The 21,216-nt window shown below is 70.0% G+C and carries 17 protein-coding genes; 11 read left to right on the forward strand and 6 right to left on the reverse strand.

Annotation, left to right across the window (positions count from 1 at the left end; all coding sequences use genetic code 11):
* Positions 1-223 precede the first annotated feature (223 nt).
* From NAF06_RS13840 to NAF06_RS13880, 9 genes are all read left to right on the forward strand, one after another.
* Positions 224-946 carry a metal-dependent hydrolase gene (locus NAF06_RS13840; RefSeq protein WP_008586787.1) on the forward strand — a complete coding sequence of 241 codons (723 nt, stop codon included), beginning with the start codon at positions 224-226 and terminating at the stop codon, positions 944-946.
* Positions 947-1,243: 297 nt separating this feature from the next.
* A complete protein-coding gene (locus tag NAF06_RS13845) occupies positions 1,244-2,641 on the forward strand; it encodes a sugar porter family MFS transporter (protein WP_049908879.1) in 1,398 nt (465 codons plus the stop codon).
* A 166-nt stretch (positions 2,642-2,807) separates the two neighbouring features.
* Positions 2,808-3,206, forward strand: a complete 399-nt coding sequence (locus NAF06_RS13850) for an OsmC family protein (protein ID WP_008586783.1) — start codon at positions 2,808-2,810, stop codon at positions 3,204-3,206.
* Positions 3,207-3,427: 221 nt separating this feature from the next.
* Positions 3,428-5,350: a TAT-dependent nitrous-oxide reductase gene (nosZ, locus tag NAF06_RS13855; protein WP_008586781.1), complete on the forward strand. Its 1,923-nt coding sequence runs from the start codon at positions 3,428-3,430 to the stop codon at positions 5,348-5,350.
* A gap of 4 nt (positions 5,351-5,354) precedes the next feature.
* A complete protein-coding gene (locus NAF06_RS13860) occupies positions 5,355-6,164 on the forward strand; it encodes a hypothetical protein (protein ID WP_008586779.1) in 810 nt (269 codons plus the stop codon).
* Positions 6,154-7,665, forward strand: coding sequence for a nitrous oxide reductase family maturation protein NosD (nosD, locus tag NAF06_RS13865; protein WP_008586777.1), 1,512 nt, complete (start codon positions 6,154-6,156; stop codon positions 7,663-7,665). Before NAF06_RS13860 ends, nosD begins: the two co-directional genes overlap by 11 nt.
* The gene (locus NAF06_RS13870) at positions 7,662-8,468 is read left to right on the forward strand and encodes an ABC transporter ATP-binding protein (protein ID WP_008586775.1); all 807 of its coding nucleotides are present in this window, start codon (positions 7,662-7,664) and stop codon (positions 8,466-8,468) included. Before nosD ends, NAF06_RS13870 begins: the two co-directional genes overlap by 4 nt.
* The gene (locus tag NAF06_RS13875) at positions 8,465-9,451 is read left to right on the forward strand and encodes an ABC transporter permease (protein ID WP_008586773.1); all 987 of its coding nucleotides are present in this window, start codon (positions 8,465-8,467) and stop codon (positions 9,449-9,451) included. The genes NAF06_RS13870 and NAF06_RS13875 overlap by 4 nt, the downstream gene beginning before the upstream one ends.
* 68 nt (positions 9,452-9,519) lie before the next feature.
* Positions 9,520-9,750 carry a hypothetical protein gene (locus tag NAF06_RS13880; protein ID WP_008586772.1) on the forward strand — a complete coding sequence of 77 codons (231 nt, stop codon included), beginning with the start codon at positions 9,520-9,522 and terminating at the stop codon, positions 9,748-9,750.
* 44 nt (positions 9,751-9,794) lie between these two features.
* On the opposite strand, the gene NAF06_RS13885 is transcribed toward NAF06_RS13880, so the two are convergent.
* On the reverse strand, positions 9,795-10,409 hold the full coding sequence (locus NAF06_RS13885; protein ID WP_008586770.1) for a helix-turn-helix domain-containing protein: 615 nt from the start codon (positions 10,407-10,409) through the stop codon (positions 9,795-9,797).
* Between the two features lie 111 nt (positions 10,410-10,520).
* Here NAF06_RS13885 and NAF06_RS13890 point away from each other — a divergent pair, with 111 nt between their 5' ends.
* Together NAF06_RS13890 and NAF06_RS13895 are read left to right on the forward strand one after the other, a co-directional pair.
* Positions 10,521-10,904, forward strand: coding sequence for a DUF2249 domain-containing protein (locus NAF06_RS13890; protein WP_008586768.1), 384 nt, complete (start codon positions 10,521-10,523; stop codon positions 10,902-10,904).
* A 486-nt stretch (positions 10,905-11,390) separates the two neighbouring features.
* Positions 11,391-12,500, forward strand: a complete 1,110-nt coding sequence (locus NAF06_RS13895) for a radical SAM protein (protein ID WP_008586766.1) — start codon at positions 11,391-11,393, stop codon at positions 12,498-12,500.
* Between the two features lie 17 nt (positions 12,501-12,517).
* Here NAF06_RS13895 and NAF06_RS13900 read toward each other — a convergent pair whose 3' ends face one another.
* The 5 genes from NAF06_RS13900 to NAF06_RS13920 all read right to left on the reverse strand — a co-directional run bounded on the left by NAF06_RS13900 (position 12,518) and on the right by NAF06_RS13920 (position 21,176).
* Positions 12,518-13,837: an MFS transporter gene (locus NAF06_RS13900; protein WP_049908885.1), complete on the reverse strand. Its 1,320-nt coding sequence runs from the start codon at positions 13,835-13,837 to the stop codon at positions 12,518-12,520.
* 225 nt (positions 13,838-14,062) lie between these two features.
* Positions 14,063-16,957 (reverse strand): UvrD-helicase domain-containing protein, encoded by a 2,895-nt coding sequence (locus NAF06_RS13905; protein WP_008586762.1) that lies wholly within the window; start codon positions 16,955-16,957, stop codon positions 14,063-14,065.
* Complete coding sequence (locus NAF06_RS13910; protein ID WP_008586759.1) at positions 16,954-19,536, reverse strand: PD-(D/E)XK nuclease family protein; 2,583 nt, start codon at positions 19,534-19,536, stop codon at positions 16,954-16,956. The genes NAF06_RS13905 and NAF06_RS13910 overlap by 4 nt, the downstream gene beginning before the upstream one ends.
* 114 nt (positions 19,537-19,650) lie before the next feature.
* A complete protein-coding gene (locus tag NAF06_RS13915; protein WP_008586757.1) occupies positions 19,651-20,841 on the reverse strand; it encodes an amidohydrolase family protein in 1,191 nt (396 codons plus the stop codon).
* A 104-nt stretch (positions 20,842-20,945) separates the two neighbouring features.
* Positions 20,946-21,176 carry a winged helix-turn-helix domain-containing protein gene (locus NAF06_RS13920; protein WP_008586754.1) on the reverse strand — a complete coding sequence of 77 codons (231 nt, stop codon included), beginning with the start codon at positions 21,174-21,176 and terminating at the stop codon, positions 20,946-20,948.
* Positions 21,177-21,216 lie beyond the last annotated feature (40 nt).

Genomic DNA, 21,216 nt, shown 5'->3' on the forward strand with positions numbered 1-21,216 from the left:
CGGGACGTTTTTGCCAGAGACAACGGGCTAACTGATCGTTTACGGGTATTGCGGCACCCCTCGGACGGCCGACGGCGTCACTCGTTCGGCCGAGGGGTTCGAAAGTAAAGATTCGAGCAGAATCCGTGCGTCGGTCCGGCGAGGTTGAGCGGAATCCGGTCTTGGAAATCGGGGCTGCGGTGTCGAGTTTTATTAGCGCTCGCCGAGACGTACCGAACGGACCATGGAACTCACCTGGCACGGCCACTCCACGTGGCACGTCGTCGTCGGGGACACGGAGCTGCTCATCGACCCGTTCTTCGACAACCCGAAGACCGACGTCGACCCCGAGGAGCTCGACCCCGACTACCTCCTCTTGACCCACGGGCACTCCGACCACATCGCCGACGCCGGCGCGTTCCCGGACGCGACCGTGGTCGCCACGCCGGAACTGACCGGCTACGTTCAGGAGAACTTCGGCCACGAGCACACCCTCCCGGCCGGCGGGATGAACATCGGCGGCACCGTCGAGTGCGGCGACGCGTGGGTGACGATGGTTCGGGCCGATCACACGAACGGCATCGAAAACGACCCCGACTACTCCGCCGGGATGCCGGCCGGGTTCGTGGTCGGGGACAAGAAGCCGACCCAGGAGTCGGACGCCAACTGCACCACGTTCTACCACGCCGGCGATACGGGCCTGATGTCCGAGATGGTCGACGTGATCGCGCCGTACCTCGAACCGGACGCGGCCGCCCTGCCCGCCGGAGACCACTTCACGATGGGGCCCGCGGGAGCCGGCATCGCCGCCGACTGGGTGGGCGCTGACGTGGTCTTCCCGATGCACTACGACTCGTTCGGCCCGATCGAGATCGAGACCCGCGAGTTCGTCAACGAGGTCAAGGCCGCGGGAGCCGCCGCCGAACCCGTCGTCCTCGACGGCGACGAGACGTACACGCTGGAGTAACGCGACCCGCGACGCGGAACCGTCCGAGACGACCCCCGCCGGTCCCGTTCCGGCGAGAATTTTCTTCGGCGAAACGCGCTCGACGAGCGGCCGGTCCGCGGATCCGATCCGGTTCGACGTCAGCGCCGGGGAGCCCCGCCCGGCGTGTCAGAATACTATTTGACTCCGAATAAATATTACACCGGGACGGGTAGTTTTTGTACGTCTGAGGTGGCAGAAATATATTGTATAGATTTAAATTAATAATAAATCAGAAGGCTTCTAAATGAAAGATGGTTAGCGCCGAATTGGCACACCATGTCAACCGCTGATATGCGGGCCGTGATCCGCGGAGAGGGCGGACGGTTCGTGTACGTCGTCTCCGCGCTCGCGGCGCTCAACGGCCTCCTGTTCGGGTTCGACACGGGGATCATCTCCGGAGCCATCCTCTTCATCGACACCACCTTCGAGCTGAGTCCCCTGGTGGAGGGGATCGTCGTCAGCGGCGCGATGGTCGGGGCGGCCGCCGGGGCGGCCGTCGGCGGGCAGGTGTCCGACCGGATCGGCCGCAAGCGGTTCATCCTCCTGTCGGCCGGGGTGTTCTTCCTCGGCTCGTTCCTCATGGCGGTCGCGCCGACCGTCGGGGTGCTCGTCGCGGGGCGGATGATCGACGGGATCGCCATCGGGTTCGCGTCGATCGTCGGCCCGCTGTACATCTCCGAGATCGCGCCGCCCTCCGTCCGCGGAGGCCTCACGTCGCTGAACCAGCTGATGGTCACCGTGGGGATCCTCTCGTCGTACTTCGTCAACTACGCCTTCTCCGGGTCCGGCTCGTGGCGGCTCATGCTCGGGGCGGGGATGGTCCCCGCCGTCGTGCTCGCGATCGGGATGATCCGGATGCCCGAGAGCCCGCGGTGGCTCTACGAGCAGGGCCGGACCGACGAGGCCCGCGCGGTGCTGCGCCGCACCCGCGACGGCGACATCGAGTCCGAGCTGTCGGAGATCGGATCGACCGTCGAGGCGCAGTCCGGGAACGGGGTCCGCGACCTGCTCAGCCCGTGGATGCGCCCGGCGCTGATCGTCGGGCTCGGGCTCGCAATCTTCCAGCAGATCACCGGGATCAACGCCGTGATGTACTACGCGCCGACGATCCTGGAGTCGACCGCGTTCGGGAGTTCGCAGTCGATCCTCGCGTCGGTCGCCATCGGAAGCGTCAACGTCGCCATGACGGTCGTCGCGATCCTCCTCGTCGACCGCGTCGGCCGTCGTCCGCTCCTGCTCGTTGGGACCGGCGGGATGATCGGGTCGCTGACCGTCGCGGGGCTCGTCTTCCAGTTCGCCGATCCGACCGGGGGGATGGGCTGGCTGGCGACGCTCACGCTCGTCTCGTTCGTCGCGTTCTTCGCCATCGGGCTGGGACCGGTATTCTGGCTCCTCATATCCGAGATCTACCCGCTCGCCGTCCGCGGGAGCGCGATGGGGGTGGTGACGGTCGCCAACTGGCTCGCGAACCTCGCCGTGGCGCTGTCGTTCCCCGTGCTGCTCGACGGGATCGGCACGCCGCTGACGTTCTGGCTGTTCGGGGCCTGTAGCGTCGTCGCGCTCCTCTTCACCTACCGCACCGTGCCCGAGACGAACGGACGGACGCTGGAGGCGATCGAGGCCGACCTCCGGGAGGGGACCGGGGCGGTCGGCGGCGTCCGCGGCGACGACTGACGCGCCGCCGACTCGGACCTGTCGGGGGCGCTCCGGGATCGTTCCGGAACCGCTCCGGAACCGCTCCGGAACGCCCGGAATCGGCCCGCGTCGCACCGCGTTCCGGCGCGGTCCCGTGCCGATGCCGATAACCTTTATCCGCGCGCGACCGAACCGACAGTCGACTATGGCAGACATCGAGACGTCCACGGTTTCCGAGGAAGGGTACGCCAGCACCAGTCAGGTCGGCGAGTTCGACCTTCAGATCGACGCGACCGACGAGACGGGCCCGAACCCGAACGCGACGCTCGTCGCGACGTACGCCTCCTGTTACCTCCCGGCGTTCCGCGTCGGCGGGAGCCAGCGCGGCGAGGAGGAGCTGGGCAAGATCCAGATCGACGCGAGCGCCGAACTGGACGACGACGACGACCTCGAGTCGATCGCCTTCGACGTCCACGTCGAGGCCGACCTCGACGATGAGACCGCCGCGGACATCGCCGAGCGCGCCGAGGGCATCTGTCACGTCCACAGCGCGCTCCGCGAGGGGCTCCACGCCGACGTCAGCGTCTACCCCGGCGCGTTCTGAGCCGGGTCACCGCTCCCGCGAACCGCTCTCTTCGTTTTCGATCGTTCCGACCGCCGGTACCGGCGACGACGGATTCGCGTTCTCACGCCGTTGAAACGCCGACGGCGATCCCCGAACGTGTTCGCGCGCTTCCTGCCGCACAGGGAGCCGCTCGACGAGATTTATACCGGAGACCGCAACGGCCGACTGTCGCGAGGGAATCGCCGCTCGCGGATTCACCAATGTCGAACGACACACAGCGGTCCACGGACGCGGAGGGATCGGGCGACCAGACGACCGGCTCGACCGACGGGTTCGACTCGCTGCTGCCCGGCGTCCGTCGCCGCGACTTCATGAAGGCCGGCGCTGCGGTCGGCGGGATCAGCGGACTTGCGGGCTGTTCCAGCCTGCTGAACGAGGACGACGGCGTCGAGGGGACGGCCTCGGCGAGCGGCGTCGACAACTCCGTCCCGCCGGGCGAACACGACGAGTACTACGCGCTGCTGTCCGGCGGGCAGGCGGGCGACGTCCGCGTGTACGGGCTCCCGTCGATGCGCGAGCTCATCCGGATCCCGGTGTTCAACTACGACGCCTCCCGCGGCTACGGCTTCGACGACGAGAGCAAGCAGATGCTGGAAGACGCCGGAGGGTACACGTGGGGCGACACCCACCACCCGCGGATCAGCCAGACCGACGGCGACTACGACGGCCGGTTCGCGTACGTCAACGACAAGGCGAACGGCCGGATGGCCCGCATCGACCTGACGTACTTCGAGACGGACGCCATCGTCGACATCCCGAACCAGCAGGGGACCCACGGCGCGTGCGCCCAGCTGCCCGACACCGACCTCATCTTCGGCGTCGGCGAGTTCCGGACTCCGGTCCCCAACGACGGGACGGGCGACCTCGAAGATCCGGACTCGTACGGCTCCGTCCTCGCCGCGATCAACCCCGAGACGATGAACGTCGAGTGGGAGGTCCTCATCGACGGGAACATGGACAACGGCGACGGGAGCAAGGAGGGCCGGTACTTCTTCACGAGCGCCTACAACACCGAGGAGGCGGCGACCGAGTCGGGGATGACCCGCGCCGACCGCGACGACGTGAAGGCGTTCGACATCCCGCGCATCGAGGCGGCCGTCGAGGCCGGCAACTACGAGACGATAAACGAGGTGCCGGTCGTCGACGGCCGGAAGGACAGCCCGCTCAATCAGGGCGACGAACCGATCGTCCACTACATCCCGACGCCGAAGAGCCCGCACGGCGTCAGCGTCACCCCGGACAACGAGTACGTGGTGATCAGCGGGAAGCTCGACCCCACCGCGTCGATCATCGATATCGACAAGATCGACGAGGTCGACGACCCGACCGACGCCATCGTCGGCCAGCCGAAGCTCGGGCTCGGCCCGCTCCACACCGCCTACGACGGCCGCGGCCACGCGTACACCACGCTGTTCATCGACTCGCAGGTCGTCAAGTGGGACATCGAGGAGGCGGTCAACGCCGAGCCGCGCTCCGAGAGCCCCGTCATCGAGAAGATCGACGTCCACTACAACCCCGGCCACCTCATCGCCGCGGAGTCGTACACGGAGGACCCGGCCGGCGACTGGCTGATCTCGCTGAACAAGCTCTCGAAGGACCGGTTCCTCCCGGTCGGCCCGCAGCACCCGGAGAACGACCAGCTGATCTACATCGGCGACGACGAGAACGGGATGGAGCTGGTGAAAGACTCGCCGGCGCAGGCCGAGCCGCACGACGCGTCGATCTGCCACAAGTCGAAGATCGACCCGAAGGCGACGTACGACCCCGAGGACCTCGAACTCAGCCACACGGCGGAAGGGGAGTCGTCGATGGAGCGGGTCGGCGACGACCGGGTCGAGATCGAGATGTACTCGACCCGGAACCACTACGGGTTCCAGGAGATGGTCGTCCGGGAGGGCGACGAGGTCGAGATGCAGGTGACGAACATCGAGACCACGAGCGACATGCTTCACTCGGTGGCGATCCCCGAGCACGACATCCACATGCGGATCGCTCCGCAGGAGACGCGGAAGGCGACGTTCACCGCGGACGAGCCGGGCGTCTACTGGATCTACTGCGCGCACTTCTGTAGCGCGCTACACTTGGAGATGCGCTCGCGGCTCATCGTCAAACCGGAGGTGTAACGCCATGAGATCGTCGCTCGCGCGGCTGACCGAGATCCGGCGCGCGCTCCCGCTGGCGGCGGCCGTGCTGCTCGTCGGCGCGCTGCTGGTCCCGATGTGGCGGATCACGCTCACGGCACCGCAGTACCCCGGTCAGGAGCTGCTCATCGAGCTGTACGCCTACCCGCGTCTGGGCGGCGACTTCGCCGAGGTACAGGGGCTCAACAAGTACGCGGGGTTCCACTACCCCGACCCGGTGTACGTCGACCCGAACTACGAGGTTGCGGCGTCGGCCATCGACGTCCCCGAGTGGCTGCTCGGCCCGGTCGTGTTCGTCGACCTCGCGCTCGCGGGGGCGTTCGTCGCGTTCGCGCCGACGGTCCGCAAGCTGAAGGCGGGGCTCACCGCGCAGTTCGTGGGGACGATCACCGTCTTCGTCGGCACCTTCGCGTTCATCCAGTACCGGCTCTACCAGGCCGGCCACTCGCTCGACCCGGACGCGCCGCTCCGGGGTATCGAGTCGTTCACGCCGCCGCTTCTGGGCTCGTACGAGGTTGCCAACATCAGCGGCTTCGCGTGGTTCGGCCCCGGCGGGTACATGACTGTGCTCGCGGTCGCGCTGCTCGCGACCGCGTACCTCGCGCGGGACATCGAGGCGACCGTGCGCGACCTCCCGGCGCTGGCGGTCGCGCTCCCCGGCGCTGTCCGCGAGCGCGTCGCGGGTCGCGGCCGCGACGACCGGGACCGCGACCCCGACCGGGACCGCCACGGCGACGAGTCGGCCCGAAACGCGGACCGAGACCGGAACGTCGGCGGAGGTGACCATGCCGGATGATCGCCTCGGTGCCGGCTTCCTCGCGGCCGCCTGCGTCGTCGCGGTGATCGCGGCCGCGCTCGCCGTCGCGCTCCCGGTGGCCGGGTCCGGTACCGCGGACGCGGGCGACGCGAGCGACGCGGCCGCCGCTCCGAACGCGTCGGGCGCTCCCGGCCTCGACGTCGCGACCGGCGTGGCGGCGACGGGCGTGACCGCGCCCGACCGCGACGGGACCGCGACGCTCGACGGCGAGTCGTTCGCGTCGGCGCAGGCGGCGGTCGACGCCGCCGAGCCGGGCGATACGGTCGTCCTCGACGGGCGGTTCGACGAGCGCGTGAACGCGAGCGTCGACGGCCTGCGGCTCGTCGCGAGCGACGCCGGCGCGGTCATCGACGGCGGCGGCGAGGGACGCGTGCTCACCGTGAGCGGCGAGAACGTCACCGTCTCCGGCGTCTGGCTCCGCGCGTCCGGCAGCGACCTCGACACCGAGGACGCCGGCGTCTTCGTCTCCGGGGACAGCGCCCGGATCGAGTCGGTCCGCATTACCGACACCGCGTACGGGATCTGGATCGATTCGGCCGACGAGGCCGTGATCGAGGACGTCCGGATCGACGGCCGCGGGGAGGTGTTCCCGCGGACCGACCGCGGCAACGGGATCCACCTGTACGAGACGACGGGGACGGTCGTCCGCGACAGCGAGATCGCGGACACCCGCGACGGGATCTACTTCTCGTGGGCGACGGACGTCCTCGCGGAGAACAACACGATCCGGAACGCGCGGTACGGCGTCCACTACATGTACTCGGACGACAACCGCCTCGTCGACAACGTCGCGGCCGACAACGGCGTCGGCTACGCGCTGATGGTGAGCGACGGGCTGACGGTGCGGAACAACACCGCCCTGCGCAACGACGACAGCAGCGGCCACGGGATCATGGCCAAAGACATCGAAGAGTCGACGATCGCCGGCAACCACTTCGTCGCGAACCGGAACGGCCTGTACCTCTACAACGCGCAGGGGAACCGGCTCGTCGACAACTTGGTCTACCGCAACGGAGTCGGGATCCACAGCGCCGCCGAGAGCGGGAGCGAGGTCGTCGCGGGCAACAGCTTCGTCCGTAACGACCGGGCGGTCGAGACCGTGCGGAACTCGCTCGTCGCGTGGAACGGCACCGACCGCGGCAACTACTGGTCGGGCGCTCGCGTCGCCGACCGCGACGGCGACGGCGTCAGCGAGATCCGACACCGGCCGATAGGGATCGTCGAGAACCTCGTGGCCGACCACCCGCAGGCCGCGGCGTTCGCCAGTAGCCCGGCGTTCGAGGCGGTCCGGATGGCGGAGGGCTCCTTCCCGGTGATCGAGACGCCGGGCGTCATCGACCGGCACCCGCTCGTCGAGCCGAACCACGACTGGCGCGCCTACGAGCCGGACGGCGGGACGAACGCCGGCGACGGAGCGAACGCCGGCGACGAGGGGACTCGCGCCGCGAACCGAACCGCGGACACGGAGGACACACCATGAGAATCGAGGCGACCGACGTGCGGAAGACGTACGGGGACGTGACCGCGCTCGACGGGCTCTCGCTCTCGATTCCGAGCGGGTCGACGTTCGGGATCATCGGCACCAACGGGGCCGGGAAGTCGACGCTGTTCCGGCTGCTCGTCGGCCACGACCGGCCGGACGCCGGGACCGTCAGCGTCGGCGGGGTTGACGTGACCGAGGACGGGCGGCAGGTTCGCGAGTGCGTCGGCTACCTCCCAGAGCACGTCGGCTTCCCGGACGGGCTCACCGGCCGGGAGGTGCTGGGAGTCCACCGGGCGATCCGCGGGCTCCCGAGGGACGGCCGGACGGCCGAGGCGATCGAGCGGGTCGGCCTCACCGCCGCCGAGGCGGACCGCCGCGTCTCGGGCTACTCGAACGGGATGTGCCGCCGGCTCGGGCTGGCGACGGTGCTTCTGCCCGACCCGGACGTGCTGATCCTCGACGAGCCGACCGCGGGGCTCGACCCCCGCGGCGTCGACGAGTTCCACGCCATCGTCGAGGGGATCGCGACCGAGACCGACGCGACGGTGGTGTTCTGCTCGCACGTGCTCGGCGAGGTCGAGCGGCTCTGGGACCGCGCGGCCGTCCTCCATGCCCGTCGCGTGCGCGCCTCGGGTCCCGTCGACGAACTGGCGGCTGCCGAGACCGAAGGAGCCGCCGAACCCGACGGCGACGAGGCTGGTGAGACGGGTCGCGACGGCCTCCGAGCCGCGTTCAGAGAAGCCGTCGGCGACGACGCGGCGCGCCGTTCCACGGCCGATCGCGAGGAGGTGGCACCATGAGCGACCCGACCGGCCGGTCCGACGGCGAGTCGGAACGGACTCGACCCGACGGCGGGCACCCGGACGCGGCGGCCGCGGTCGGCGCGCTCGACGCCGACACCGACTCGGAGGTCTCGGACCCCGAGCGGAGGGAGACCGTCGAGCCGACCGAAGCGGGGACCGCGGACGGCACCCGAGACGCGCTCCGACACGTCTTCGTCGTCGCCGTCACCGAGTACCGGCTGGCGGTCCGGAGCCGGTGGGCGCTCGCGCTGACCGGGCTGTTCGTCGTCTTCGGCGGAGTGATGATGACGTTCAGCGGCTCCGCGGTCGGCCCGGCGGGGGCCGAGCGCGTCGTCGCGTCGCTGACGAGCCTCGCCGCCTACCTCGTCCCGCTCGCGGCGCTCGCGTTGGGCTACGACGCAATCGTCGGCCGCGAGGACGAGGGGTGGCTCGCGGTCGTGTTCTCGCTGCCGGTCCGCCGGAGCGAGGTCGTCGCCGGGACCTACCTCGGACGAGGTGCCGTGCTGACGGGCGCGACGCTCCTCGGGTTCGCCTTCAGCGGCGCGCTGATCGCCCGCGAGTTCGGGGTCGGCGCGCTGTCCGGGTTCCTCGGGTTCCTCGGCGGCGCGGTCGCCGTCGGGGCCGCGTTCCTCTCGGTCGCGACCCTGCTGTCGACCGTCGCCCGCGAGAAGACCCACGCGCTCGGCGCGTCGCTGCTGGTGTGGGTGTGGTTCGTGTTAGCCCACGACCTGCTCGCGCTCGGCGTCGTCGCGGCCGTCGAACTCCCAGACGCCGCGCTGTCGGCGCTTGTCCTCTCGAACCCGGTGAGCGCGTTCCGCGTGCTCGTATTGAGCGGACTGGGCACGACGGCCGGCGGCGGATTCACCGCCGTCCTCGCCGGCAGCGGCCTCTCGACGCTCTCGTTGTCGCTCGCGCTCGTCGCGTGGTGCGTCGCCCCGCTCCTCGTCGCGGCGCGGCTGGTCCGGCGGCGACGGCTCTGAGCGCCGTCGGACGGTCCCGGTTTTCGACTCCGGTGGAACTATCTGACATACGGTCGGAACTGACGGTGATGCCCTCCGAAACGGACGAACTGCTCGAATCGATCCGCCGTCTCCTCTGGGTCCTCGTGTTCCTGCTCAGCCTCGGCGTCGCGGCGGTCGGCGACGTCGCCGTCGCGGTCCGCGGCTACGAGACGCTAATAGCGACCGTCGCCCGCGCGACGGGAAGCCTGACGATCCTCGGGATGCTCGTCTTCCTCCTCTCGGAGCTGTTCCGGATCGAACCGGAGGAAGGGAACTGAACGGAAGGAACTCGGAGCCTGACGGAGACGATCTGGAAGGCCGCTCACTGAATCCGCTCGATCCCGTCGTCCTCGGGCGACTCGAAGCCGACGGGGCGGCGCGGGAGGTCGTCGACGAACTCCCGGACGATGGTGCGCTCGACGCGCTGGAGCACCTCGCTGCAGGTCGACTTCGCGATGCCGACGTGGTCGGCGACCTCCGTGAGCGTGGTCTCCCGGGGCACGTCGTAGTAGCCGCGGTCGACCGCCTCGAAGAGGACCTCGCGCTGGCGCTCCGTGAGCGACCCGCCGGGGTTCACGCGCTTTTGGACGTACTCGACCTCGAAGTCGGCCCCCACGTCGCGGATCTCGACCGGCATCTCGATGGGAACCCCCGCCCGCTTGGCGACGGTCTGGAGCAGCGGGACGAGCGCCTCCACCTGAACGGTGATCATCCCGTCGTCCTCGGCCATCACCGAGGAGTGCGTGATCGTGTCGTGGTCCGCGATCGCGTCGAGAATCGGGTCCGTGTCGTCGGCGGTGACCCGGACCAGCGCGAACCCCGCGCCGTCGTCGGGCGTCGCCGTCAACACCTGGAACCGCGCGTCCGGGAACTCCCGCGAGACGTCGCCGACCCACGGGCCGTCCGGGATGTCCACGCGGAGGCGTGCCTGTGCCATGCGCGCCCGTTCGGTTCCGGCGTGGAAGTACCTTCGGCTCCGCGGTCGTCGGAATCGAGCGGGAACATGTTCGTCACAAACGACCCGGGGACGGGGCCCGTCCCTTCGAGTATGGCATCCGAGACCGGTGATCCGGCGGCGATCGAACGGGCGCTGGCCGAGCGGACGGACGCCCCCGCGGGCGGGGAGACGGTCTCCCTCGACGTCCGCGACCTGGGGCCGCCGAAACCGCTCCGCGAGACGCTCGAACGCGTCGAGACGCTCGGCGGCGACGACGTGTTGGTCCAGTACAACGACCGAACGCCGCAGTTCCTCTTCCCGAAACTCGACGACCGCGGGTTCGCGTACGCCCCGGTCGAGACCGACGCGACCGACGCGGTCGTCACGGCGATCTGGCCCGCGGACGGCGAGGGCGGCGTCTCGGCGAGCGACGGGGCGGCGTCGGGCGGCCCCGGCGCGACGGATCCGTCTCCGGGCAGCGCGTCGAACCCGTAATACTGAGTTCTTCTTCGGTCGTTTTCCTCAGCTGGTATATCATAATATTGAGGCCGTACCGGTCGCCAGAGCGCGTCTGCTTATGGATCGCTGATCGACAAGACCGCCACCGAAGCCCCAGCCGCGAGGACTCGCGCGACTCGCTGCGCTCCTCACTCGTTCGCGTTGCTCACTCGCTGCGGTGCTTGCGTCGTCGTGCGTCGTCCTCGCGGCTGCCCCTTCGAGCCCCGCCCCGCACAGCCCTCACGCCTCCCCAACCTCGTCGGCGGCTCCCAACGGTCGCCGCCGACTCCCTCGCGCGTGCTGCTCGGCCGCGAGTGCGGCCTCGCAGGCACGCGCCACCGCACCGGGATCCATCGTCTCCACTCCCCCTCGATCCAGCGCCTCTGACCTCTGATCCGACCGGCCGATTCCCCCCGACGGGAACCGGGGGAACACGTTCGGGAACGTCCCCAAACGGATCGGGACCGTAGCCGGGGGTGAGCGATGTTCGACGACCTCGACACGGACCGGCGGCCGCTGGTCCTCGTCTGGGAGGTCACGCGGGCCTGCGGGCTGGCGTGCCGCCACTGCCGCGCCGACGCGCAGCCGCGGCGACACCCCGACGAGCTGACGACCGCGGAGGGGAAGCGACTGTTGGAGGACGCCGCCGAGTTCGGCGACGGACAGCTGGTCGTCCTCTCCGGCGGCGACCCGCTCGCCCGCGACGACCTCACGGAGCTGGTCGCGCACGGCGACGACCTCGGGTTGCGGATGACGATCACGCCGAGCGGGACGCGGTCGCTCACCCCCGAGCGCGTCCGCGACCTCGGCGACGCCGGGATCGCGCGGATGGCGCTCAGCCTCGACGGCTCGACGCGCGAGCGCCACGACGCGTTCCGCGGCGAGGAGAGCTACGCGGACACCGTCGAGGCCGCTCACGCCGCGCGCGACGCCGGCATCCCGCTCCAGGTCAACACCACCGTCTGCGCGGACACGGTCGACGACCTCCCGGCGATCCGCGACCGCGTCCGCGAACTGGGCGCGGTCCTCTGGAGCGTCTTCTTCCTCGTCCCGGTCGGTCGCGGCCGCGTCCTCGATCCCGTGTCGCCCGAGCGCGCCGAGGACGTGATGGCGTGGCTCCACGAGGTCTCCGACGAGGAGCGGTTCGGCGTCAAGACCACCGAGGCCCCCTTCTACCGCCGCGTCGGCATCGACCGGGCGTCGGACGGCGAGCCGGACGGGGCCGCGAAGCGCCGCGGCGGGATCACGGCCGGGCGCGGGTTCGCGTTCGTCAGCCACACCGGGGAGGTGTACCCGTCCGGGTTCCTGCCCGAGCCGGCCGGCGACGTCCGCGAGCGGTCCGTCGTCGACGTGTACCGGAACGCGGACCTGTTCGAGTCGCTGCGCGACCCCGACGGGTTCTCGGGGAAGTGCGGTGCCTGCGAGTTCCGGCACGTCTGCGGCGGGAGCCGGTCGCGGGCGTACGCCGCCACCGGCGACCCGACCGGCAGCGACCCCCTCTGTCCGTACGTCCCGGAGGGGTACGACGGCCCGCTCCCGGAGCGGCAGCGCGGCGAGACCGCCGACGGCGACCGCCCGGAACCGGCGGACTGAACCCCAAAACGACCGACTCAGGCGTACGCCTCGAACTCCTTGCCGAACGCGAGGAAGTAACCGGTTCCGGCGACGCCGATGACGGCCGCGACGGTGAACGCCACCTCGGGGCTGACGAAGTCCCACAGGTAGCCGCCGACGGCGGCGCTCGGGATGACGACGGTGTTCCGGATCAGGTAGTAGGTCCCGGTGACGCGCCCCCCGGCCCCCCGCTCCGCCGGCCCGACGATCAGCGCCTTGTGCGACGGCAGCCCGGCGAAGCGCAGCCCGGAGAACGCGAAGACGGCGACCATCACCGCCCACAGCGGCAGGGCCGACCCCGCCAGCGTCGGCGCGTAGATCAGCACGACCGGGAAGACGGCGTACACCGCGAAGCCGACCGCGACCACCGGCTTGAGTCCGACCCGCTCCGCGAGCTTCGAGGCCGGGACCATGATCAGCAGCGCGACGAGCATCTCGACGCCGAGGAGGTAGCCGAAGAACGCCTGCGGCGAGAGGTCCACGCCGTACGAGAACCCGCCGAGCGCGACCGTGGCGTCCAGCCCCACCTCGAAGAACTGCGTGACGACCAGCACGAAGAACACGTACACCATCCCGTTGGCGAACCGCACGAGCGTGTCGCCGACGAGCAGCGGGCGGAGCGGCTCCGGCATCTCGCGGAGGTCCGACCGGATCTGGTCGAGTCCCGAGAACGAGTCGCCGATGGAGTCGTCGCTCGCGTCGTAGCGGAGGTGTTGGACGAGCGTGCCGAGCGCGCCGAAGACGACCGCGACCGCGAGGACGAACTGGAAGCTCACGGTGAAGTCGGCGCGCAGGCCGATGAGGACGGCCGCCAGCACCGGCCCGACGAGGAACGCCGTCCGCCGGAACGTCTCCGTGCTGGCGAACCCCGCTGCCAACCTGGAGGGGGCCGTCGCCTGCTTGACCACCGCGAACGTCGCGCCGAGGCCGAACGACTTCCACGCCTGCGCCAGAACGAGCCCGACGAAGATCCACACCCACGGTTCGACGGTGACGCCGGCGACGGTGACCGCGCCGACGCCCGGCGCGACGAGCCAGACGAGGAAGCCGACGGTCGACAGCAGACCGAAGAGGGTCAGCGCGTACCGGGAGCCGAGGCGGTCCGAGACCGCGCCGCCGGGGTACGGGTACAGCGCCGAGATGACGTTCCCGAACGTGCCGAACAGGCCGATGACGAACCCGGACGCCCCCAAGGCGACCATGTACTCGGGGAGGAAGCGGTTCGTCATCTGGAACCCCAGACTGAACGCGAACATCGCGACCGATAAGACGAGCACGTCGCGCTCCAGCGCGAAGAACTGCCGGAAGCCGTCCAGCGCGTCCGGAGTTCCCCCGTCGTCAGCGCCGCCGTTCGTCGCGTCAGAACCCTCCTCGCCGTCGGTCACCGAACCCCCTCCGTGGTCGTCGAACGGTCGGACCCGTCGACCCCGCGTCGGCTGGCCGATTCGGGTGCGAGAACCATACGCGTCGTGCGGTTCGCGCCGGCAAAAAATTACCTCGTCGGACCGGCGGCGGTCGCGTCTCGCCTCTGCGGGCCCGACTCAGTCCCGCTCCGCCTCGGCGGCTCGGACCAGGTCCCGAAGCTCCGCCACTTCGAGCGGCTCGATCGGTTCGCGGGTCCCGTCTGCCGTGTAGAACAGACTCGCCGTGACCTCCTTGTCCGGGAACCACTCGTCGAGCACGTGGTAGTACACGCTGAGCTGTTTCCGGTACTCGGACTGCGCCCGGCGCGTCGCGTCCGTGTTGTAGTCGACGATTTCGACCAGATCGGCCGTCTCGTGGACGAGGTCCGCGATCCCCGAGACGGTGACCCGGCGTCCGTCGACCTCGATCGGGAGCGTCACCGGCTCCTCGACGTGGAGTTCGCCCGGCAGCCCGTCGATGAACTCGGCGACCCGCCGCTCGTGGTCGCTCGACGGCGTCGCGTCGTCCGCGTCGAGCGCGTACGCCTCGGCGAAGTCGTGGACCTTCGAGCCGAAGTCCATCCCGCGCGTCTCCGGTTCCGAGTCGGGTTCGGGACCGGCCTCCGGTCGTTCGTCCGCCTCCTCGAACACGGTCTCGTCCATCAGCGAGTGCGGGGTGTGACCGACCGGCCCCTCCGGGGTCGTCACCGCGAACGGCAGTTCCGCGTCGGCCGGCTCGCCGCGGTCGAACGGCTCGACGGCGGGGTCTATCTCCCCGACCCCGACGGGAAGCGCCTCCAGGAACGCGTTCGGCTCCTCGCCGGCCGCGAAGACGACGTGGCGCTCCGCGCGCGACACGGCGACGTACAGCAGGCGACGCTCCTCGTCGTACTCGCGGGGCAGACAGCGCCGAATGACGTCGTACCGCCAGTTGTCGTAGACGTGCGGGTGCGTCCCCGCCTCGGAGTACCGCTTCCGCAGGCGGAGTCCGACCGGGTCCCGGTACTCGACGACGCTCGACCCGCTGGTCCGGGGCGGGAACCGCCCGTCGTTCATGTTCGCCAGCACGACGATCGGGTACTCCAGCCCCTTCGCCGCGTGGATCGTCTGGACGGTCACCGCGTCGTCGCCCGCGTTCGCGCTGCGATCGACCGTGGTCCCGGCCTCGATACCGCGCTCGACGAACCGGATCAGCTCGCCGCGGGTGACGGTCGTCGCGTCGTACGTCGACTGGACCGTGTGGAGGAGGAGGTCCGCGGTGTCGCCGGTGAAGCCGTAGCGGTCGAGGACGCGGCGCGCGACCGCGCCGACCGACTCCAGTCCGCGGAGCGCGTCGCGGAACGCGACCGCGTCGTCCGGGTACGACGCCGTCGCTAACGCGTGATCGATCTCGTCGAACGCGTAGCCGGCCCGTTCGAGGACGACCGCCCAGCCGCGCTCGGCGTCCGATTCGAGGATCCGGAGCCACGCGAGCAGCAGCTTCGCCGGGTCGGTCCGGAACAGCTCGACCCCGCCGTCGTACGCCACCGGGAAGTCGTACTCGTCGGCGACGTCGAGGAGCTCCCGGCCGTAGTCCCGCGTCCGCGTGAACACCGCGATGTCGCCGTACTCCGGCGGGCGCGGCTCGCCGTCCTCGCCTTCGACTGCGTAGTCGTCGTCGCCGACGATACGCTGAATCTTCGCGAGGACGGCCTCGTGTTCGTCCTCGTGGGCGATCCCCTCGACCACGGTGTTGTCGACGGCCGCGTTCGAAGAGAGCTCGACCACGTCGTCGAGGGGGGCGTCCACCGCCTCGCCGCTCGTCGCCGGCGTCTCGATGGCCCGCTCGGAGAGGTCGATGACGGACGCCGTCGACCGGTAGTTCTCCCGGAGCTCGATCCGGGTGGGGTCGGGCGCGTCGAACGAGACCCGGTCGGCGTCGTCGTTGAGGTCGGCGGCGAACCGCGCCAGCCGCTCCTCGAAGTCGAGGATGTTCCGCACGTCCGCGTACTGGAACGAGTAGATGCTCTGCTTCCAGTCGCCGACGGCGCAGAAGTTCTCGGTCCCGGAGAGAAGGAGGGCGAGCTTGAACTGGATCTCGCTGGTGTCCTGGAACTCGTCGACCATCACGTACTCGAACTGCGCTTCCTCCCGGACGCGCGGGTCCTCGCGCAGGAGCACGAACGCGAACAGCTGGAGGAAGCCGAAGGTGAGGTAGTTCCGCCGCAGCGCGAACCGGACGTACTCGACGTAGGCGTCGTGGACGAACGACCTGAGCCCCTCGCGGTCCTCGTCGAACACGCGCCTCGCCACCTCGTCGTCGAGGCGTTTCGTCCCGCGGCCGCCCCGAAGCTCCGACTTCGAGGGCGCGTCGGGGAGGTACGCCCTGTTCCGTCCGAAGCGACTTAGGTCCTCCCGCAGGGGGGACTGCTTCCGGCCGTCGTTCCGGGGGCGGTTCGCGGCGTCGAACCGCTCTCTGAACGCGTCGAAGTCGCCGTCGAGGTGCGACTCGCCGTCGCCGTACCAGCCGTCGGTCGTGGGGAACACGCCCTTCGCGGCGAGTTCCCGGATCAGGTCGAGCAGCTCCTCCGGTTCTGAGAGCACCCGGTAGAAGTCGGCGTGCTCCGGGTGGTCGCCGCGGAAGCCGTCGAAGAACTCCCGGAACCGCTCGGCCTCGACCAGTTCGTCGTCGATCACCCGCGTCGACCCCGTGATCCGCTCGTCGAGTCCGAGGTGCGTCGGGGCGGCGTGGCCGTGTTCCCGGAGGACCTCGTGACAGTGCGAGTGGAACGTCCGGATCGGCGCGTCCGCGAGCTCTCGCAGCCCGTACGCGCTCCGGTCGACGATCCGCTCTTTCATCTCGGTCGCGGCGCTCCGCGTGAACGTCGCGAGCAGGACGTCGTCGGGCTCGACGCCGGCGCGGTCGACGATCTTCCCGTAGCGTCGGGCGATGGCGAACGTCTTCCCGGTCCCCGGCCCGGCGTCGACGAGGTACGCGCCCTCCGTGTTCTCGATGAGTCTCCGCTGTGCGTCGTTCGGCGTCGGGTCGCTCATCGGTCCCCCTCCAGAAGCAGGTCGCGGTTGTCCACGCGCCGGTAGTTCGGCTCGCCGCCGAGCCCGTCGACCGGGAACCGCTCCTCGCCGGATCGTCGCCGGTTCAGTTCCGCCAAGCGCTCGTCGACGAACGACTCGAAGGCGTCGAGGTCGCCGCGGAAGAACGCGCGCTTGCGGACGCCGTTAAGCGCCCGGATCGCCTGGTCCGCGCCCTTCTCGGCGTCGACGTCGTCTGACGTGCCGGCGTCGACGGCGGCGGTGAACCGCTCGGCGAACGCGGAGTCGCGAAGCTCGCCCTTGTCCGTCGTCTCGGGGAACGTCAGGTCCGCGACGGCGTCGGCGTAGGCCGCGTAGCCGAGGTCGTCGAACGTCTCCCGGCAGTCGGCGTAGCCGTCGAGCAGTTCCTCGTAGGCGTCGCGGGAGCCGACGTACTCGTCGAACGCGACCGGGTGGTACGACACCGTCGCGAGCGCGTCGTCGAGGTCGGCGTCGCCCGCGACCGCGTCGGCCATCGGTTCGAGGAAGTGGAAGAACGTGAACTCCAGCGGCTCGTCGGGCCGCAGTTGACGGTAGTAGGTCAGGTACAGCGCCGCCTGGAAGTTCGGCGTATCGGCCGGCGGATCGATCGCCGCGCTCTTGACGACCTGCGAGGGGCGCTTCTTGGCCCCGCTCTTGTAGTCGAGCAGGTGCGTCGGCGCTCGCACGAGGTCGATCTTCCCCTTGACGCCGAGCGCGGCGTCCTCGAACCAGCGCTCGGTGAGCGGGGAGTCGACCGGCTCGTCGAAGTACTCCGCGAAGAAGTTGTCCCCCCAGCCCGACGTCGGCGTGAGGAACTCGTCGGACTCCGGGGCGTTCTCGTCCAGATACTCCGCGATCAGGTCCAGTCCGATTCGATAGGTCCGCCGGCGGAGGGGCTCGTCCGCGGCCGAGAAGAACGCCTCGGTCTCGCCGAGCATGGCGTCGACGGGGTCGTCGCGGTCGGCCGCTCGCACGACCTCCGGGTGGTTCACGTAGAACTCCGCGAAGTCGTGGAAGAGGTTCCCCTCGACGAACCGCTCCCGATCGGGCGAATCGAGGAGCCGCCCGAAGAGGTAGTCGCGCGGGCTGTTGACGTAGCCGTTGAGGGCGGACTGGCTGACCGTCTCGACCGGCTCGGGGTCGACCCCGAGCGGCCGGCGGTCGAAGCCGTCCCCGGTCCGTCGCGGTCGCCGCCGGTGCTCGACCGAGTCGAGGTCGCTGAACCGCTCGAACTCCGCGTCGAGCAGGTCGCCGAAGTACAGACAGGGCGTGACCGGCTCGCCGCCAGCGGCGTCCCGGACGAGGTAGTACTGGCGCTCGCCGCTCTGGAGCAGGCGCTGGAAGTCCCCGACGTAGCGCTCGAACTGCGCCTCGGTGTCCACCCACGGGCGCTGCGGGGCGGAGTGGGTCCACTCTTCCCCCATCCCGAGGTGGAACACCACGGGTCGGTCCACGTATGCCGAGGACTTCGCGTCGGCGAGGAGGACCCCCTCGTTGTCCCTGTCGACGGGGACCTCGTAGGTCTGGAGGTAGTAGGCGAGCCGGTCGACCGCGGCCTCGGTCACGGGGTCGTCCGCGAGACCGAGCTTCCGTAGCTCCTCGTCGAACCGCGCCAGTTCGACGCCGGCCCGGTCCGCGTACGCGTCGAGCGCCGCCGCGAACGTCCGCTCCTCGATCCCGTCGCGAAACTCCCGCACCCACTCGACGGCGGGACCGCTGACCGCCGCGAGTCGGCGGTCGCGGTCGCGCACCGGGATCTCAGCACCCAACTGCGCGAACAGGGGAGCGACGTCGCCGACGGTCGTGTCCGGCCCCCGGAACCCGAGCCGGAGCAGTTGAACGAACGCCCTGTGGTGCGGGTCGTCGGCGAACCCGGGTCCGCCGTAGAAGGGAACGTCCGCCGCTTCGAGGGCGGACTCGACGAGCGAGGAGTACTGCCCGCCGCCGTCGAGGACGACCGCGACGCGGTCGGCGTTGTCCGCCGAGACCGCGTCGAGGAGCGCGGCGACGATGTCGGTCGCCGACTCGAAGACGTGGAACGGCGGGTGGTCGAAGCCGTCGCCCGTGAACAGCTCGACGCGGTCGAACGACTCCGGGAGGACGCCGCGCTCCAAGGCGGTCAGCCGGTCGTGGCCGACGACGGCGACCGACCGGTCGTCGTCGATCGAGTACTCCGTGAGCCGCTTCGACGTGGTCCGGAGGGTCCGCATCGCCTCGACGACCTCGCGGGTCGCGTCGTCGACGTAGGCGTCGTACTCGAAGATCGCGTCGAGCCGGCCCCGATGTTCCCAGCACTGGAGGACGTTCCCGACCGCGTACGCGATCGCCTTCCAGTCGCGGTCCGTCTCCGAGGCGAGTTCGAGGAACGCGCGGCGGTCCTCCGCCTGCTCCCGGCGACCGGCCGCGAGGCGGCGCGGCGTGGTCGCGAACGTCCCGAAGTGCGGGCGGTCGAGGCGGCGGTTGATCGCGCTCGCGAGCGGGGCGTCGGGAGCGACGACGAGGTCGTACTCGGCGAGTTCCGCGTAGAGTGCGTCGGCAGACTTCGCTTCGCGGATAGGCACGCCTACCCGAGATACGGACGAGTCACAAAAAGATAGCGGGGCGGCGCGCTCGGTCGGATCGGCGGACTCACCCCGGCGTCTCCGACACGACCGGTGCTCACCCCCGCCGCGCCGTCACCAGTCGTACTCATCGCGGGGGTCGACCGCGTCGCGCTCGCGGTCGAAGACGTGCTCGCCGTCGACGAAGACGTGTCGCGTCCGGCTGTCGTTCTCGTAGAATATCCCGTCCCAGACCGCCACGTCGGCGTCTGTCCCGGCCTCCAGCGTGCCGACGCGGTCGTCGATCCCGAGGATCTCGGCGGGGTAGCGCGTGACCGCCTCCAGCGCCTCCGACTCCGGGAAGCCCTCGCGGACCGCGAGCCCGACGCAGACGTCGAGGTGCTGTTGGGGGAGCACGGGCGCGTCCGTCTGGATCGCGACCTTCACCCCGGCCTCGCGGAGGATCGCGGGCGTCTCGAAGGTGATGTTGCGGAGCTCGTACTTCGCGCCCGAGTACAGCGAGGGGCCGACGATGGCGGGCACGTCCCGCTCCGCGAACTCCTCGGCGATCAGGTGGCCCTCGGTCGCGTGTTCGATCGAGAGCGACTCGATCCCGAACTCCTCGGCGATCCGGAAGACGGTCATGATGTCGTCGCTCCGGTGGGCGTGGACGCGGAGCGGGAGCTCCTCGGTGAGGACGCGCGCGAGGTTCTCCATGCCGAGGTCGCGCTCGAACGGCTCGCCCTCGTTGCGGGCGTGTTCGCGCCGGTCGACGTAGTCTTCGGCCTCCATCAGCGCCTCGCGGAGCGTGGCCGCGACGCCGGGGCGCGTCGAGGGCTGGCGGCCCTGCTCCTCGCCGTGGAAGCGCTTCGGGTTCTCGCCCATCGCCGCCTTCATCCCGTCCTCGCGGATCAGCATCTCGTCGGCGGTCAGCCCGTGGGTCTTCATCGAGCAGATGATCCCGCCGATCACGTTGCCGGACCCCATCCGCGCCGAGACGGCGGTGACGCCGTTCTGGAACGCGTGTTTCAGCTCCTCGTCGCGGGGGTGGAAGCCGTCGAGCGCGTTGACGTGCGGGGTGACCGCCGACGTGCCCTCGTTGACGTCGCCGTCCTCCGGTTCGCCCCACTCCGCCATGCCGGCGTGGCTGTGCGCGTCGACGAGCCCCGGCGTGACGTGGTGGCCCGAGACGTCGATCACGGTGGCCTCCTCCGGCGGCTCCTCGTCCTCCACGGAGGCAATCTCGCCGTCGTCGATGACGACGGTCGCGTCGATCGTTCCCCGCTCCGTTGCCGTGTGGACGGTCCCGCCGACGAGCGCGTACATGGAACGGGGTTCAGCGGGACGGTACTAAACGGTTCAGGCCGCGGATCGTGCCGTCGGAACCGATCCCCGATCCGAGGCCGTCGCGCTCGCCTCAGCGCGGACGACTAACTCCGTTCGGCTCTCAGGATCAGTTCCGCCTTCTCCGTCAGGGTGTAAACCGTCCTTCGACCGTCCTCTTCGCCCTCGATGTAGTCCGCCGCTTCGAGTTCGGACAGGTGCTGGTAGATCGTACTTCCCTGTACGTTGAGTTCCTTCGCCAGAACGTAGCCGTGCCTCGGCTCGTCTTCCAACAGAGAGAGGATGCGACGCTTCGAGTCCGTCAGCGTGAGTCCCATCAGCCGGCTCTTGGCGTAGCCCGGTGAAAAACAATGTAAA

The sequence above is a fragment of the Halorubrum hochsteinianum genome, assembly GCF_023702125.1.
GTDB classification, from domain to species: Archaea; Halobacteriota; Halobacteria; order Halobacteriales; family Haloferacaceae; genus Halorubrum; species Halorubrum hochsteinianum.

Bases quoted from the DNA above. Each gene is read 5' to 3' on its own strand.
- NAF06_RS13840 (WP_008586787.1), top strand. From the start codon at position 224: ATGGAACTCACCTGGCACGGCCACTCCACGTGGCACGTCGTCGTCGGG.
- NAF06_RS13845 (WP_049908879.1), top strand. From the start codon at position 1,244: ATGTCAACCGCTGATATGCGGGCCGTGATCCGCGGAGAGGGCGGACGG.
- NAF06_RS13850 (WP_008586783.1), top strand. From the start codon at position 2,808: ATGGCAGACATCGAGACGTCCACGGTTTCCGAGGAAGGGTACGCCAGC.
- nosZ (WP_008586781.1), top strand. From the start codon at position 3,428: ATGTCGAACGACACACAGCGGTCCACGGACGCGGAGGGATCGGGCGAC.
- NAF06_RS13860 (WP_008586779.1), top strand. From the start codon at position 5,355: ATGAGATCGTCGCTCGCGCGGCTGACCGAGATCCGGCGCGCGCTCCCG.
- nosD (WP_008586777.1), top strand. From the start codon at position 6,154: ATGCCGGATGATCGCCTCGGTGCCGGCTTCCTCGCGGCCGCCTGCGTC.
- NAF06_RS13870 (WP_008586775.1), top strand. From the start codon at position 7,662: ATGAGAATCGAGGCGACCGACGTGCGGAAGACGTACGGGGACGTGACC.
- NAF06_RS13875 (WP_008586773.1), top strand. From the start codon at position 8,465: ATGAGCGACCCGACCGGCCGGTCCGACGGCGAGTCGGAACGGACTCGA.
- NAF06_RS13880 (WP_008586772.1), top strand. From the start codon at position 9,520: ATGCCCTCCGAAACGGACGAACTGCTCGAATCGATCCGCCGTCTCCTC.
- NAF06_RS13885 (WP_008586770.1), bottom strand. From the start codon at position 10,409: ATGGCACAGGCACGCCTCCGCGTGGACATCCCGGACGGCCCGTGGGTC.
- NAF06_RS13890 (WP_008586768.1), top strand. From the start codon at position 10,521: ATGGCATCCGAGACCGGTGATCCGGCGGCGATCGAACGGGCGCTGGCC.
- NAF06_RS13895 (WP_008586766.1), top strand. From the start codon at position 11,391: ATGTTCGACGACCTCGACACGGACCGGCGGCCGCTGGTCCTCGTCTGG.
- NAF06_RS13905 (WP_008586762.1), bottom strand. From the start codon at position 16,957: ATGAGCGACCCGACGCCGAACGACGCACAGCGGAGACTCATCGAGAAC.
- NAF06_RS13915 (WP_008586757.1), bottom strand. From the start codon at position 20,841: ATGTACGCGCTCGTCGGCGGGACCGTCCACACGGCAACGGAGCGGGGA.
- NAF06_RS13920 (WP_008586754.1), bottom strand. From the start codon at position 21,176: ATGGGACTCACGCTGACGGACTCGAAGCGTCGCATCCTCTCTCTGTTG.